This window comes from Clostridium sp. AF27-5AA, assembly GCF_003478415.1.
Classification (GTDB): domain Bacteria; phylum Bacillota; class Clostridia; order Lachnospirales; family Lachnospiraceae; genus Otoolea; species Otoolea fessa.
Genome location: NZ_QUFH01000015.1, coordinates 1 through 16,323 on the forward strand (window position 1 = coordinate 1; position 16,323 = coordinate 16,323).

Annotated in this window: 12 protein-coding genes; 8 read left to right on the forward strand and 4 right to left on the reverse strand. The window is 47.3% G+C overall.

The annotated features are described in order from the left end of the window. The first annotated feature begins 52 nt into the window (after window positions 1-52). The 3 genes from DWY89_RS12825 (at window position 53) to pepD (ending at window position 3,999) form a co-directional block, all read left to right on the forward strand. Window positions 53-1,318, forward strand: coding sequence for an OPT/YSL family transporter (locus DWY89_RS12825; RefSeq protein ID WP_147353339.1), 1,266 nt, complete (start codon window positions 53-55; stop codon window positions 1,316-1,318). Window positions 1,319-1,345: 27 nt separating this feature from the next. Then, on the forward strand, window positions 1,346-2,410 hold the full coding sequence (locus DWY89_RS12830) for a hypothetical protein (protein WP_022360655.1): 1,065 nt from the start codon (window positions 1,346-1,348) through the stop codon (window positions 2,408-2,410). 140 nt (window positions 2,411-2,550) lie between these two features. Further along, window positions 2,551-3,999 carry a beta-Ala-His dipeptidase gene (gene pepD, locus DWY89_RS12835; protein ID WP_182426687.1) on the forward strand — a complete coding sequence of 483 codons (1,449 nt, stop codon included), beginning with the start codon at window positions 2,551-2,553 and terminating at the stop codon, window positions 3,997-3,999. 75 nt (window positions 4,000-4,074) lie between these two features. Here pepD and DWY89_RS12840 read toward each other — a convergent pair whose 3' ends face one another. The 3 genes from DWY89_RS12840 to DWY89_RS12850 all read right to left on the reverse strand — a co-directional run bounded on the left by DWY89_RS12840 (window position 4,075) and on the right by DWY89_RS12850 (window position 7,649). Continuing rightward, window positions 4,075-5,073 carry an isocitrate/isopropylmalate dehydrogenase family protein gene (locus DWY89_RS12840; RefSeq protein WP_022360657.1) on the reverse strand — a complete coding sequence of 333 codons (999 nt, stop codon included), beginning with the start codon at window positions 5,071-5,073 and terminating at the stop codon, window positions 4,075-4,077. A gap of 385 nt (window positions 5,074-5,458) precedes the next feature. Continuing rightward, window positions 5,459-6,772: an SLC13 family permease gene (locus tag DWY89_RS12845; RefSeq protein WP_118469468.1), complete on the reverse strand. Its 1,314-nt coding sequence runs from the start codon at window positions 6,770-6,772 to the stop codon at window positions 5,459-5,461. 13 nt (window positions 6,773-6,785) lie between these two features. Beyond that, window positions 6,786-7,649, reverse strand: a complete 864-nt coding sequence (locus tag DWY89_RS12850) for a DUF6282 family protein (protein WP_022360659.1) — start codon at window positions 7,647-7,649, stop codon at window positions 6,786-6,788. A gap of 211 nt (window positions 7,650-7,860) precedes the next feature. Between DWY89_RS12850 and DWY89_RS12855 the strand changes: the two genes are divergently transcribed. Beyond that, complete coding sequence (locus tag DWY89_RS12855; RefSeq protein ID WP_022360660.1) at window positions 7,861-8,781, forward strand: LysR family transcriptional regulator; 921 nt, start codon at window positions 7,861-7,863, stop codon at window positions 8,779-8,781. Between the two features lie 6 nt (window positions 8,782-8,787). Here the strand turns inward: DWY89_RS12855 and DWY89_RS12860 are convergent, their stop codons facing one another. Beyond that, window positions 8,788-10,767 carry a LacI family DNA-binding transcriptional regulator gene (locus DWY89_RS12860; protein WP_118469467.1) on the reverse strand — a complete coding sequence of 660 codons (1,980 nt, stop codon included), beginning with the start codon at window positions 10,765-10,767 and terminating at the stop codon, window positions 8,788-8,790. Between the two features lie 378 nt (window positions 10,768-11,145). Between DWY89_RS12860 and DWY89_RS12865 the strand changes: the two genes are divergently transcribed. From DWY89_RS12865 to DWY89_RS12880, 4 genes are all read left to right on the forward strand, one after another. After that, the gene (locus DWY89_RS12865) at window positions 11,146-12,174 is read left to right on the forward strand and encodes a sugar ABC transporter substrate-binding protein (protein ID WP_107001728.1); all 1,029 of its coding nucleotides are present in this window, start codon (window positions 11,146-11,148) and stop codon (window positions 12,172-12,174) included. 99 nt (window positions 12,175-12,273) lie between these two features. Next, complete coding sequence (locus DWY89_RS12870; RefSeq protein ID WP_118522933.1) at window positions 12,274-13,782, forward strand: sugar ABC transporter ATP-binding protein; 1,509 nt, start codon at window positions 12,274-12,276, stop codon at window positions 13,780-13,782. Continuing rightward, window positions 13,782-14,768, forward strand: a complete 987-nt coding sequence (locus DWY89_RS12875) for an ABC transporter permease (protein WP_107001726.1) — start codon at window positions 13,782-13,784, stop codon at window positions 14,766-14,768. Before DWY89_RS12870 ends, DWY89_RS12875 begins: the two co-directional genes overlap by 1 nt. A 36-nt stretch (window positions 14,769-14,804) precedes the next feature. Beyond that, the gene (locus DWY89_RS12880; RefSeq protein WP_022360665.1) at window positions 14,805-16,280 is read left to right on the forward strand and encodes a glycoside hydrolase family 32 protein; all 1,476 of its coding nucleotides are present in this window, start codon (window positions 14,805-14,807) and stop codon (window positions 16,278-16,280) included. Window positions 16,281-16,323: the final 43 nt, after the last annotated feature.

Consider the following 16,323-nt stretch of genomic DNA (forward strand, 5'->3'; position numbering starts at 1 on the left):
CTTCCAGTCCTACTTTTACTTTTGTTGCATCTTCCGTAACAGATTCAATTTTTTGATAACGATTCTTTATAAGGTGTTTGATACAGAGATGTTCCCGGCAAAAGAAGCATGGGCACCCGGTATTGCAGCAGCAGAGGCTATGCTGGCAGTTGCTGAAAAGGGAAAGAACTCCGTTATCCTTATGATTGGTATGGTTGGCGGAATCGTTGGAAAGATTTTTGGTATTCCGACCGATATCCTGGGCGTAGGCTGGATTGGAAATATGTGGGCTCTTGGTGCATTTGGCGTGGGCCTTCTGATTTCCGAATACACTCCGAAATTCTTCAACATCAAACTTGGCGATTACTATGTACCTCATGGTGTCATGATTGGTGCCGGATTCGTTGCTCTTATCCAGATGATTCTGATTCTTCAGAAAAAGAGCAAGAAAGAAAAAGAAGCGGCAGCAGCTGAGGCTGCAACTGGAAAGGTAGAAAAGAAAGAATTTACCAGAAGCTTAAAGAGCATGAAGTTCTCCCTTGCAGAAGGTTTTGGCGCATATATTCTGGTATCCATTGTTATGGCAATTATGTGTGGATTTTCGGCAGATATGAGTGCTGGAATGTTCGTATGGTGGATTATCTTTGCAGCCCTTTCTGCAATCATTTCCGAGCTGATTGTTGGTATCTCCGCCATGCACTCCGGATGGTTCCCGGCATTTGCAACAGCTTTCATTTTCCTGATTCTTGGAATGCTGTTTGGATTCCCGCCGGCACAGCTGGCAATCCTGGTTGGCTTTACTTCCGCAACCGGACCGGCCTTTGCTGATATGGCATATGACCTGAAATCTGGTTATATTGTCAGAGGCAACGGTGAAGATGTTCCGTTTGAGATGGAAGGAAGAAGACAGCAGTATATTGCAAAAATGGTCAGTGCTGTAATTGCAATTCTGGTTGTTCTCTTTACTTACAAAGCATATTTTGAAAAAGGAATGCTCGCACCGGTTGATGCTGTATATGTGGCAACTATTGATGCAGGAACTAATATGGCAGTAGCAAAGAACCTGATTATCTGGGCTATCCCGGGAGCACTTCTTCAGGCAATCGGCGGTTCAGGCCGTCAGTTAGGTGTTTTATTTGCGACCGGTCTTCTGATTGCTTCTCCGATGGCTGGTATTACAGTACTCGTTGGTCTTTTGATTCGTTACATTGTAGTTAAGAAATATGGTGATCTTGGACAGAGTAAACTGTATATTCTGGGTGCCGGATTCATTACCGGTGCCGCCCTGTACAGCTTCTTCAGCTCCACGATGAACCTTGGAAAGAAACTTAATAAATAAAAATATATATTATAGGAGGAACTTATTATGGAATATCCGGTTGGCGTAGAAATGTCAAACACTTACTTATCATTTGAAGTAACAAGTGCTGCTTTAAAACTGGTACGTGATTTCATGCTTGTAAAAGAGGGTGAAAATGTAGTTATCACCGCTGATACATCTGCAGATTTCCGTGTGGTTGAGGCGGTTGCAGGTGCAGCATATTCAGTTGGTGCAAATCCGGTTATTATTCACTATCCGACTTCCGGAAAAGCGTATGAAGAACCGATTCGCCCGGTTGCAGATGCAGTAGTGCATGCAGATGTATGGATTGAGTTAGCATACTATTGCTCTATGCATACTCCTTGCTTTAGAAAAGCAATGGAGAATGGTGCAAGATTTACTTGCTTAAATGGTATGGATGTTATCATGCTGGTAAATACGGTTGGCCGTGTTGACTATGATGTCCTGATTGAATTTGGTGAGTATCTGACAGATAAAGTTCATCGCTCAAATGAAGTAATTGTTACGGATAAGAATGGAACAAATTTAGTTGGCTACAATCAGGGACGCGGCGTTAAACATTCTGGACAGAGAGCAACCAAGAAGGGCTATCCGGTTATGTTAGGCGGTCAGGTAAGCTGGTGTCCGGTAGAGGAGACTATCAATGGTAAATTAATTTTTGATTCTGCTCTGTTCCCACCGGATACATTAGGTCTTCTTAACAGCAATGTAGAGCTGACCCTGGAAAAAGGTGTTGTAACAAAAATAGAAGGCGGAAAAGATGCTGCTATCTTCGAAAAATGGCTGAATAAATTTAATGACCCGAATATGTTCCGTCTGGCTCATTATTCCATCGGCTTTAACCCGGGCGTAACCAAACCTACCGGACGTATTGTTGAGGATGAGAGACTCTTTGGATGTATCGAGATGGGTATCGGAAGTCAGGGAGCCAGCTTAATGGGAGCTTGCTGGGATGCTGCTGCTCATACAGATGGTATTGTTTCTAAACCGACGATTCTTCTGGATGGCTATAAGCTGGAAGAAAACGGAATCTATGTAGATCCGGAAGCAAGAAAATTCTGTAAAGCACTTGGCGTTGAAGGATATTAATCATTACAATGGTAGTAAACATACCTAAATAATACCTCTAATTGGGAAAGGGCGCTGTCAGAATTGTCAGCGCCCTATTATCTCAAAAGCGTTTATCCTAAATTTTCGTATCAAATTGTATGTACGGGGAGATTATATTTATGGAAAGACAATCTAAAAATGAAAAGCTGCTTCAATATTTTAAAGATATCTGCCGTATTCCGAGACAAACCGGTGACGAGGAAGCGATCAGCCAGTATCTGCTCGATTTTGCAAAAGCCAGAGGCCTGCAGGCAGAACGGGATGCCCATCATAATGTGCTGATTCGGAAACCGTCAACGATTCCTGGATATAAGGGACCAACGGTTATTGTGCAGGGTCATATGGACATTGTCTATGAAAAGAGCGCAGATAGCACTCATAAGTACGAAGATGGTATCCATGTTGTGGAAGAAGATGGTTATTTGAAATCAGCGGATGGAACCTCTCTTGGTGCTGATAACGGACTGGCAGTTGCTTATGCAATGGATTTGCTGGATCGAAATGATCTGCCGCTTCCGGCCCTGGAGATTTTAATTACTTCCAGTGAAGAAGTGGGCCTAGAGGGAGTTAAGCATCTGGAACTTACAGATGTCAAAGGAAGCTATCTGATTAATTTGGATGCAGAAGAAGAAGGTGTTTTCTTTACAAGCTGTGCAGGAGGAGTCAGAACCGATCTTTCTCTTCCGCTGAAATATACGGGCTCAACGGAAGATATTGCATATACATTGACATTATGTGGATTAAGCGGAGGACATTCGGGTCTGGATATAGCTCTTGGAAAAGCAAATGCAATTCAGCTTGTGGGAAGAATTCTTTATCATATTGCTCCATTTGCACGTATTTCTTCGCTGGATGCGCCTGGAAAAGCAAATGCAATTGCATCTAAGGGAACGATTGTTATGCACACATCAAGTCAGGACGAAGAGGCATTATTAAAAGAACTCTCTAAACTGGAAGAAATGCTGAAAGCACAGTTTTCTGAAACAGAAAACCTGTCATTCCGCCTGGAGAAGGAAGAGCAGAAAAAAGAGGTAACTGTGTTTACAAAGGAAACGGTGAATTTGATTATCGAGGCAATTACGTTTCTTCCGTGCGGCGTTATCAGCCGAACCAGAGAAAATGTGGAAATGGTACAGACATCTTCTAATATAGGCAGTATGACGATTCAGGATGGAACACTTGAGTTCCTGTGTTCCGGAAGAAGCTCTGTAAAATTAGAAAAAGCACAGTTAAAAGAAAAAATGCAGATATTATCGAAGGCATTGGAAATGAACTGCACCTTCCATGGTGATTATCCGCAGTGGGAATATCGTAAAGAATCTAAACTTCGTGATATTTGTGCGAAGACATACCGTGAGTATTCTGGAAAAGATGCTGTTTTCACAGGAATTCATGCCGGAATCGAATGTGGATATCTGGCAGAAAAACTGGGAGATCATATCGATATGATTTCCTGTGGTGCAAATCTTTATGATGTTCATACACCGCATGAAAAAGCAGATGTGGAATCTTTCTATCGGATGGAAGAAGTAATTATTGCGATCCTTCAGGAGATTGCAAAAGCTTAGTGTTTAGCACAATATAATATATTAAAGCCCCGGAATCAAAAAATTCCGGGGCTTTTGCTGTGCGTGTATGAAGTTTTACAGTCTCGCAATCACTGCGTCCACATATTCCTCGGTGGTTGCAGTTCCATGCAGATCTCTTGTCAGGTGCTTGCCTTCTGCCAGAACCTCATCCACAGCCTTGCGGATGCGTCCGGCGGTCTCATTTTCACCTAAGTACTCTAACATCATGCAGGCAGACCACAGGAATGCGGTCGGGTTTGCCAGGTGCTTGCCTGCAATATCCGGTGCACTGCCATGTACGGCCTCAAACATAGCATAGTCAGAACCGATATTGCTGGATGGAACGAGTCCCAGGCCTCCGATCAGGCCGCTGCACAGGTCCGAAAGAATATCTCCGTACAGGTTCTGCATTACCATAACATCAAACTGGTTTGGATTCATGACAAGCTGCATGCAGGTGTTATCGATGATTTTATCATCACCTTCAATCTCCGGATATTCCTTTGCAATCTCTTTGAAAATGGAAAGGAACATGCCATCGGACATTTTCAGGATATTTGCCTTATGAATACAGGTTACTTTCTTGCGTCCGTTCTTTTTCGCATACTCGAATGCATCGCGGATAATGCGCTCGCTTGCCTGTCTTGTAACAATCTTAATTGCATGAACTGTATCCGGATTTACCTGCTCCTCTACACCAACATAAAGACCTTCTGTATTTTCGCGGAAAATCACGATATCCACATTCTCAAATGGAGTTTTTACTGCCGCGTTGGACTTAACCGGGCGGATATTGGCATACAGGTCATACTGTCCGCGAAGTGTTACATTCAGGGAGCGGAATCCTTTTCCAACCGGAGTCGTAATCGGGGATTTTAAGAGTACTTTGGTGCGCTCGAAGGAAGCATAAGCTTCCTCTGGAATCAAAGCACCGTTGCGTTTCCACTCATCCTCACCAACATTGAAAATTTCATATTCCAGCGGTGCATCTGCCGCTTTTAAAATCTTTAACACATTATCAACTAACTCCGGACCGATACCATCGCCGCGAAATACTGTAATTTTATGACTCATTTCTTTATCCTCCTTCTTGATTTTCCCAATCGTAACTGTTCAGTACCTTCACAGTCACGCGCAAAAATCCATTAAAAATTGCCTACGGCAATGGGATTTTTGCCTGCTGACCTACTGAACAGTTACTTCCAATCTTCATATTTTATCGAAAGCTGCCAGAACAGGCTGACAGCTTTTCGAACAAACAACTTCTCATTCAAGTCGAACGTCCGTGAGACTTGGCGCGTGATTCTGGTCAGCGTAAGCTGACATATTCTTTACAGAATCACTGCGCATCCTCGCGGAGCGTTTATCTCAGTCGGAGACAAGGCTTCCACTGAGACAAATTTGCTATTACTCACCACCTGAAGATGTGGGAGTTTTCTCGACTGAGATAAAATTTCCCTTACAGAACAACTGCTACAATCAGGTTATATACCGCACAGCAGATAACGCTGATCGGCACTGCCACAAAAAGCAGGCGGTTGAACAGGTGATTTCGGTCTTCCTCGTTTCCGCAGGAACCAAGAATCAGGCTGCCGCCGGATGAGAACGGGCTGATCGCACTGCTCTGTGCACCAAGAATCGTGCAGGCAAAGAGTGCTGCCGGATTTAATCCGGTTGCTGCCGCAAGTCCCGGAATCAGCGGGAACAGGGCTGGTGCTACAACACCGGTTGTAGAACTGAAGAAACTCATAAATGCGCCTACAAAGCTGAATGCCAGCGGAATCAGGGCTGTCGGAACATTGGAACCAATCCATGCAGATAATGCATCAATGGTACCGGCCTGAACTGCAACGGCGATAAGCATGCCGGCTCCGGCAATCATGAGGATGGTGTTCCACGGAACACGTGCGATAACTTCCTTCTGCGGTGCCAGATCAAAGAGCAGTGCGATGATGGTAAAGAAGAATGCCACCAGTCCTACATCAACCTTTCCGGCAATTTTTGCAATCAGCTCATTGCCAGGAACTGCCATCTTTAAGAGCGGGAATACCAGGACAATCACCATCATCAGAATCATTAAATGCAAGGTTGTTTTCTGTTTCTTGTCAAACGGCTCCGGGCGATTGAACGTTACGCCTTTTCCGATACCGCGGTTGCTCTTGAAACCGAAGCGGAAAATTGCAATCAGAATCAGAGAAAATACAATCGCGAAACCAAAAATTTTCATTTCATCTACAAAGGAATTCGTTGCTTCAAATGCTGGTTCTGCTTCATAAGCAGTATCAATCAGACCGCGGAATACGACGCCCAGCGAAGCTGTGGGGAAGTTTCCGCCTGCCAGTGCACCGCAGTTGATCGCCACCGCACCGGTCAGCTTGTCCATCTTTGCTTCCTCACAGATAAGGATGGTAATCGGTGCCAGGAATGCCAGAACGGTAAAGTATGCAGCGCCCATAACAGAAAGTACAACTGCTACAAAAAATAATGCAAAAGGAAGCATGCCCGGAAACTTACGGCACATATAGAGAAGACTGGCCGACATTTTTTCAAGGGTTCCATTCACAGCTGCAAAGTTGTAAAACAGTGATACTGACAGGATGACGAACATGGTGCTGACCGGCCAGAAGCCAATCAGTTCTTTTGTTTTCAATCCCATGCCAAAACAACCAATCAGGTATGCAAAGGCAATACAGAAAAATCCCGTATTGATTTTCGTTTTATATCCCAATATAACGGCAACCGCAATGGATGCCACCAAAACTGCACTTAACATATGACGCGTCCCCCTATTCTTCGATGCCCAACAGTTTTGCCGGAATAGTGTGCGTCATATGGTACACGTGTTCTTCCGGAATTCCATGATCTACCAGATACTGCATATATTCTGCCAGCGCCAGCTCCCAATGCGGGTTTTCTGTCTGGCCGCCATCGGTATCAACCATGACATTTTTATAGCCAACCTCTTTGATGAGTTCCAGGTTGTCTGCCAGATTGCTCTTATACTTTCCGCCGCCCATGTTCTGTGCATAGCAGCGCTCTAAGATAACGTCATAATCCTTTACCAGGCGAAGCTGATCCTCATGGCTCATGCCTACAATCCACCATTCAGGATGGGTTACAACGATGTTTTTTACTCCCATATCCCGTGCAGCTTCCACAACCGTGAAAATCTCCTCCGGTGCGATGTGAGCGGTTCCCAGTACCGCATTGTGGTCGCGGATCAGTTCCAGCACGGAACGAAGCTCCGGCACGATCTTTCCATCTTTTACGACCTCCACGCTCTGGCTCAGATCCTGGTTCATCTTCTGCATATGGTTCTTCGCCGACTGGGTCGGAAGCCATACCACCTTTGCTCCCAGGCGAAGCGCCACATCGACTGCCTTCGGATTGATGCCGCCGACTACCTTATTTAAGGTAATACTGCCAAACATCGTAAAATTGTTCGTTTTCCCGTGTACAATCTCGTTGTGGCGGTTGCACAGATACGCCCGATCCATCGTGGTTCCCTGATGTGTCTTGATGACGATAGCGCGTGCCCCAACCCGGATCGCCGCCTCCATCAGTTCGAAATCATCATACGCCCGCAGACGCAGATCTGGATTCGTGTGAACGTGCATGTCGATAACACCCTTCATTAAATCCTGTTTCATCTTGCTTATTCCTCCTATTTATAATCGTCCACAGAGGCTTTTTCAAAGCTGTGTTCCCTCGCCGGATTCCTATTCGATTTTCCAGCCGCTGCTTCAGTCTCTGCCATTGATTTTTGCTTGTTTTTATCTTATACTATTTTTGTTATAGGAGAAAGGCAAGATTTGTTATACCAGATATCGGAAATTCCGATATCTCGTGAGGGGGATTCTCATGGATTTAAAGGAACTAGACTATATCGTAACCGTCGCTAACGAGGGAAGCATCTCCCGCGCAGCTGAAAAACTGTTTATGGCGCAGTCGAGCTTAAGTCAGGCGGTCCGCCTGTTTGAACAGGATCTGGGGACGCCGATTTTCGTCCGTACTGCCCGCGGGGTCCGTCCAACCTCTGCCGGGGAGGCATTTATTTTCCATGCCAGACAGATTTTACAGCAGTACCAGGAGGCGCGCAGCGAGGCTTCGGATATTGAAAATTTAAAGGGCGGCACTGTCATTTTCGGCATCAGTACCTACCGGGGGACCTACCTGCTGCCGCCGGTCCTGAAAAAATTCCATGCCCTGTATCCACGAGTTCATGTGGAGATCTGTGAGATGGACAGTATTGATCTGGAAAATAAGATTTTAGAGGGACTTTTAGATCTGGCGCTGATAGCCGCGCCACCGGTTCGGATCAAACACGGTGTGGATTTCCTGATGCGGGATGAGATCATGATCGCCACCACCGCCGACCACCCGGTCATGGCGTTTGCGAAGCCATGTGAATCGGAGCCGGAACAGATGTGGATCGACCTAAAGGACACCGCACCATTTGAGTATATTCTGGGACCGCCCAGCACCGTCCTCGGACGGACTGGCCGCCGCTCCCTGCGCGAGGCTGGCGTGGAACCGCTGGGACTCGACACCTACCTCTCCGCCTCCTTCGCTGCGGCGATGGCGCGGGAGGGAGTCGGACTCGCATTTACTTACCGTTCCTGCCGCATCATGCGGGATGAGTTCCGCTATCTGCGGATCGGGAAAGATGGTATTTTCCTCGATCTGGCGCTCGCCTGGCCCGCTGGAAAATACCGCTCGCGGGCGGCGATGGCGCTCGCGAAGCTGTTTCAGGAGATGGCGCCGGAGCTGCTGAAGCGGTGAGCTTTTTTACCCCAGCTCCTCCGGCAGTGCCTCAAAGAAAATATCCTTCCAGGCACGTTTCAGCTGTTTTTCATGAACTACATAAGGCTGCACTCCAATATATTTTGGAACCTTATCACTAACCAGGGATTTAGCGACTGCAAGAGCGGCTGCTTTTCCCTGGTCATATGGTCTTTGGGTGCTGAGTCCTTTTACAAATCCTTGATTCATTTCTTCTGCAATCTCAAAATCCAGATCTGTGGTAAAGACAGCGATATCTGTCCGGTTCAAAGCTTTTAGGGCCTTGATGGCGAGCAGGGCGGGGCGGTCCCAGCTCACATAGAGCGCCTGGATATCCGGGTGCTCGTTTATCATCTCATAGCATACCTTGTAGGCATTTTCAATTTGAATAAATCCCTTTCTGGCAGTGATTTCAATGTCGGGATAGGATTCCCTTAATATTTTTTCGGCACAGTTATCACGCTCGGTAGTGCCATAAAACATGGCACCGTGGATGATGAAGCCGACTTTGGCGTGCGGTTTTTCTTTCAGATATTCACCGATCATGCGCCCTGTATTGGTGCCATTTTCCCGCTCATTGACGGAGATACAGGAGACGTAATTGTTCCGGCTGAAATTCTGCGGGACATTGCTTAAAAAGATCAGCCGCGTCATTTTGGACAATTCCTGAAATGCCGGACCCGTCTGGACATCGTCGGTGGGGATGGCGATGACGGCGTCCGGGTGCTGCATTTTGATGCTTTCGAGCTGCATATTCTGGAGGGCAGGATCAAAATGGGCGTCCATGGTGGAAATAATATCGATTCCGTACTGTTCCAGTTCATCCCGGATGCCTTTCTGATGCAGGGCAGCCCAGGCGGTTCCAGTGTAGTGGAAGGAGATGGCGACGCGGTAATTTCCAGTTCGCAAAAGCTGTTTTTCCTCCTTGGAGAGGCGGATGCTGTCCGGGGAGACGGCGTGTTCACCGAGCGGACCGTTGTCGATGATCCGGGTGGAATCACGCAAAATCAGCTCTACATCTGCGTAGCGGGTCAAAGGTGCGCCGGAGAGGTGGTTGATCTCGTCAAAGAGTGCCTGCGAGGCGAGTTCTGCCATCTGGTCGATGTCCCGGTGGATGCAGGATAGCGGTGGGGCGGTCAGCTCGCACCAGAGCATATCGTCAAATCCGATGATGGAAATATCGCGCGGACAGTCTTTTCCCAGCTCCCGCAGCGCCTTGAGAAGAAACATAGTCAGCCGGTTTCCACCGGCGATGATAGCGGTGGGGAGATACCGGGTGATGCTTTTCTGAATATTCAGGCTGATGGTATCACTGGACTGATACAGATTGATCTCCGCGATGCAGGAACTGCTCAGGGTATGGTTGGCGGAGAGAAGCGCCCGCTCATATCCGGCAATCTTGTCCTGTTTGGCGAGGCTGTCTGTTTTTTCTACCAGAAACAGCACATTTTCGTGTCCGCTCTCAAAAAAATAGGAAGTAGCGGAGTGAAATGCTTTGGTGTAATCAAAAAGGATCCGCGGAGTGACATCGTCATCGATGAATCGTTCGACACATACAAACGGGATACCGGATTCATAGAGAAATGAATAGGTAGCCGGATTGCTGCTTGCCGGGGAGAGAAAGATGCCGATGGTCTTGGCACTGGAGATTAAGTTTTGCAGGATGCTTTTCTCCTCTTCCAGGTTGTCGTTGGTGACGGCGGTGTAAAACTGATAGCCCTGGCTGGTCGCGTAGGACTGCAGCTGATTGCACAGATCGCAGTAGAGCGCGCTCTTGATATTTGGAAAGACAGCGACAATCTGTGAACTGCGTCCGCTGCGGATTTTACGCACCTTTTTTTTGATTTTTTCAGAATATCCACTTTCTTCAATAATAGCTTCGATTTTATCCACCAGTTCCGGGCTGACATAGCGCGTATGGTTGATAACATGGGAAACGGTGGCGATGGAGACGCCTGCCTTTGCGGCGATTTCTTTGATGGTCATAAAACTCCCCCTTTCTGGTACGGATTTAGTCCGGCTGTTCCTGCGCGGCTGGATTTGAATTTGCCGCAGTTTTGTGTTTCTGTTTTTTTGATTATAGCACAAAAATAGGAGCAAAACGATAAGGTAAATATAATTTACGTAAAAAATTAGAAAGAGCGGTAGAAGTGCATAAATATCAATAAAACAGGATGAATATATCGCTGAAATTAGTGCAATATGCCACAAGAGTATTGACGAAAGGGCATGGAATAGAGTAATATCTAGATATCAGACAGGGAGACTCCTTCCAGAGAGAAAAATTTTTACGTAAAAAAGAAAACTATAACAATCCGTTTGAAATGCACTAAACAGTGATGAAGTAAGAGGAGGATCAGATTTATGAAAAAAAGTCTTAGATTTACAGCAGCAGGTCTTTCAGTTTGCATGATGGCAGCAATGCTGGCAGGATGCGGCTCTTCCAGCAGTACCGATACAACAGCGGCAGCCGATGCTTCTGAGGCAGCGGCAGATACGCAGGGGGCTGAGGCAAAGACCAGCGATTTATCGTTTGCATTCTGTACGAATACTTTAAACAATACTTTCCAGAGTTCCATTGATGCAAAGCTCAGCGAGCTGTGCAAGGAAAACGGCATTTCCTATACCTGCCTGGATCCGGATTATGATTTAAACAAGCAGCTCAGCCAGTTATCTGACTGTGCAAACAGCGGTTACGATGCAGTATTTGTTATCCCGGTTGACTCCGCAGGTATTACCTCCGGACTGGCTGAGATTGCAGATGCGGGTATTCCGATTTTCAACGTAGATACCGCGGTCATCGATGATGATATCGAACAGTTCGTGACACAGTTCGTTGGAACCAACGCATATATGGCAGGCCAGTTAGTGGGCGAGCAGATGACGAAAGATTATCCGGATGGCGCAAAAATTGCAGTTCTGGATTTCCCGTCCAATGAAAGCTGCGTGGATCGTGTCAATGGTTTCCTTGAGGGTCTTGGCGATCAGAAAGATAAATTTGAGATTGTAGCACAGCAGGATGGCGGTGCAGCGCTCGATCAGTCGATGGGACTGGCTGAGGATATCATCACAGCAAACCCGGATCTGGAAGCATTCTTCTGTATCAATGACCCGTCTGCCCTGGGTGCGGCAGCAGCTATCAAGGCAGCAAACAAGACCGGCGAGATCGGTGTATATAGCATCGATGCATCCCCGGATGGAAAACAGGCACTCTTAGACGGCGAGTTCACCGCAGTTGCATGCCAGGTTCCGCTTCAGATTGCAGAATATGCATTTGACGCAGCTGAGAAATATGTAGGCGGCGATACCGCAATCGATGAGAAGAAAGTATATCTGGATTCCCATCTGGTAGAGAAAGAAGAGGCCGAGAAGACTCTGAACGACTGGCAGTAATGAACTGCGAGGAAGCTTAACAGTTACGTGAAATAAAATAAAACATGGAAAATGCGGCGATGGGGTTCATTGCCGCATTTCTAAAAAACGGAGGGTTCTATGGGAAAAACAATTCTGGAAATGATAGATATCAAGAAAAGTTTTTCCGGGATCTATGCATTGTCAGGGATCAATTTTTCCCTGGAAATGGGCGAGGTTCATGCGCTTCTGGGAGAAAATGGAGCGGGTAAATCAACGCTTATCAAGGTCCTTGGAGGAATTTATAAACCGGACAGCGGAACAATCAAGATTAATGGTCAGGAAGTTGAGATAAATGGTGTTTCGGACGCCCAGGAGAAAGGAATCGGAATCATACATCAGGAGATCGTCCTGGTTCCGTATCTGACGGTCGCGCAGAACCTGTTCCTGGGACGGGAAATCAAGACGAAATTCGGCACCGTGGATATGCGGGAGACGAACCGCCGGGCAGGCGAGATGCTGGCAAACCTCGGGGTCAATATCCACCCGGATACGCTGGTAGAATCTTTGACGATCGCCCAGCAGCAGATGGTTGAGATTGTAAAGGCGGTATCCTTCGACGGACGGATCATCGTCATGGACGAGCCGACGTCCTCCCTTTCCAATGACGAGGTAGAACAGTTATTTGGAATCATTGAGAGATTAAAAGCAAAACAGGTAAGCATTATATATATTTCCCACCGTATGGAAGAACTGTTCCGGATCTCGGATCGGGTTACCATCATCCGCGATGGCGCCTATGTGGGAACAAAAAAAACATCGGAGACGAATGCGAACGAGCTGGTAGCCATGATGGTAGGACGGGAGTTAGAGAGCTTCTATGCCAGAGATTACAACGATCTGGAACATGCAGAAACGGCGTTGGAAGTGAAGAATTTAACCTGTGAGGGTGTGTTCTCAGATATTAGCTTCCGGGTAAGAAAGGGAGAGATCCTGGGATTTGCGGGTCTGGTCGGAGCCGGACGAAGCGAGATCATGGAATGTATCTTTGGAGCCAGAAAATACCAGAGCGGAACCATTCTTTTAAATGGAAAGGAAGTCCGCTTCACGACACCGATCCAGGCAATCAAGGCGGGCATCGGACTGGTGCCGGAGGATCGGAAAAAACAGGGACTTGTCCTTGGCAATACGGTCGGTTTTAACCTCACGCTGGCATCGATTGACTCTTATATTAACGGAATTGCCATCAGCGACCGGAAATGTCAGGAAGTGATTGATTATTATAAAGAAAAGCTTCATATCAAAGCAGTGGCAGACCGGGTGGAACTGGTGGAAGCGGGAAGTCTTTCCGGCGGAAACCAGCAGAAGATTGTCCTTGGAAAATGGCTGGCAATCAAGCCGGATGTCCTGATTCTGGACGAGCCGACGAGAGGCGTCGATGTCAATGCGAAGTTTGAGATTTATTCCGTTATTAATGAGCTGGCGAAGGCGGGTATCGCCGTTATCATGGTATCCAGCGAGCTGCCGGAGATCATCAATATGTGCGATAACGTATGTGTCATCAAGGCGGGAAAAATGACGGGAATGCTCGGAAGAGAAGAACTGGATCAGGAGAGAATCATGCAGTATGCAGCAGGAGGCGAAGAGTGATGAACGGAAAGAAAAGTACAGCAGGCAATTCGGTACTCTCGGTATTTACCGGAAATACAGGAATTATTGGAGTGCTGGTTATCTTATGTGTGGTAGTCGCACTGGCAACCGATAAATTTTTGACACCGAGCAATATCATTTCAGTGCTCAGACAGATTTCCATTAATACATACATTGCACTGGGAATGACGTTGATTATTATTCTCGGACACATCGATCTGGCAGTTGGCGCGATCGTAGCGATGAGTGGAACTCTGACCGTAGGATTTGTAGTTAATCAGGGACTTCCGATTGGCGTGGCGATTGCGGCTGGCATCATCATCGGTGTTGTGGCTGGTCTGATTGATGGTATGGTTGTATCGAAATTCCGTGTTCCGGCATTTATCATTACGATGGCAATGATGAATGTCTGCAACGGTATCGCGTATGTATATTCGGGCGGACAGTCCACCCGTATTACGGATAAGTTTTTCATTGCAATCGGAACGGGTTATCTGTTTAACATTATTCCGCTGCCGGTTGTCTATATGGTTATTTTAATTATCGTATTTAGTTTTCTGCTTTCTAAAACAAAATTTGGTACCTATGTGTATGCAATCGGCGGAAACCGTGAGGCGGCGCGTCTCTCTGGTGTTCCGATCAAGAAAGTCGAGATCATCGTGTTTACATTGTCGGGCGCCCTGGCGGCGTTTGCAGGTCTGGTTCTGGCATCAAGAATGTATTCCGGACAGCCGTCCGTCGGAAGCGGTTATGAGATGGATGCGATTGCAGCCTGCGTCCTCGGCGGAACCTCCATGGCAGGCGGACGCGGACGCATCAGCGGCACAGTATTCGGTGCGATGGTAATCGGTATTATTTCCAATGGTCTGAATCTGATCGGCGTCAGCTCCTACTGGCAGCTGATTGTAAAAGGTCTGATCATTGCCTGCGCGGTTGTACTGGATTCTCAGAAGGGCAATCTGGCACTCCTCAGAAAAAAGAAATAATTCCAAAAGTACATTTAGAAAGGCAAGGAGAGAAGAATGGATTTTTTCAGAAAAATGTCATTTGCGGATTCGACCGGTGATGCGATTCCGTTTTATCATGAAGGTAAATATCATATTTTTTCACTGACATCCCCGCCAGGAACCACGGTATATCCGGCTAGACTGCGTACTACATGGAGCCACTCTGTTTCGGAGGATCTGGTGCACTGGGAGGAGCTGCCGACAGCACTGTATCCGGGCGAGGGCGATGAGCCGGATGCGTCCGGCGTGTGGACGGGATCGGTTATCTACGGCGAAGGAAAATATCACGCATTCTATACGGGTTACTGCCTGACGGCAGAATATCAGCAGACGATCTGCCATGCGACGAGCGAGGATGGTATCACCTGGACGAAGGACGCGGCAAACCCGGTTATCACGCCGATGATAGAGTTATATGAAAAGCTGGACTGGCGTGATCCGTATGTATTTTATAATGAGGAAGATAAATGTTACTGGATTCTGATCTCGGCGAGACGGCTGGATATGCCGGTGACAAGACGCGGCTGTATCGTCCTGTATCGCTCGAAAGATCTGGTAAACTGGGAGTATTATGGTCCGTTGTATTCGGCAGGCAATACGAATTGTCCGGAATGCAGCGAGATGTACAAGATAGGCGATACCTGGTATCTTTCCTATTCCCGCTTTTCCGAGTTTGTCAACACGATTTACCGCACTTCCAAATCTCCGTTTGGACCGTGGAAAAAGCCGAAGAAAGACGGCATCGGCGGACGCCGCTTCTATGCAGCTAAATCCATGCAGGATGACAACGGGCGCCGTTTCTACTTTGCCTGGGCGCATGACCGTGCAGAAAACAGCGACCGCGGCGAGTGGTACTGGGGTGGCACGTTCTGTATTCCGCATGAGGTCGTTGCAACGTCAGACGGACAGCTGGATGTGAAGCTTCCGGAAGAGTATGTAAACTGCTTTAAAGAGAAAGTTGACTGGAAATACCTTCCGGTCATGGGAGAATATAAGCTGTATGGCGATACAACGGTTGAGCTGGATGGATGCGGGACAACCTCGTATGGTTTCCTGGAGCAGCCGGAAGAAAAATTCCTGTTTACCGGCACGGTGATCCCGAAAGAAGCGAATGATTCCTTCGGAATCCTGTTGAAATCCGACTGGGAGGCAAGCGGCTGCCTGTTCTTAGAGTTTGATGTGGCGATGCAGCGAGTATCCCTTCTGTCCCTGCCGATGGGAGTTGACCCGTTCTGGGAGCAGTCCTGTCAGGCAGTTCCGAAGGCAACCGAACCGGGACCGGATGGCGTTCGGGTGGCTGAGAAGACCTTTGAGATTAAAGATGGACAGGCAATTGATGTAAAGATTTCGGTCGATCATGATATGGTTGAGGTGTTCGTGGGCGAGCAGGTGGCGTTTACCTATCGTATTTTCCGGAAACCGGAGTACGAGCTCGGTCTGCTGGCGCAGGACGCGAAAGTAGAATTTGCAAATATTGCGATTCGGAAGTAAAATTCCTTGTGAGAGACGAACGGATGTGGCTGTCCGCCTGTGA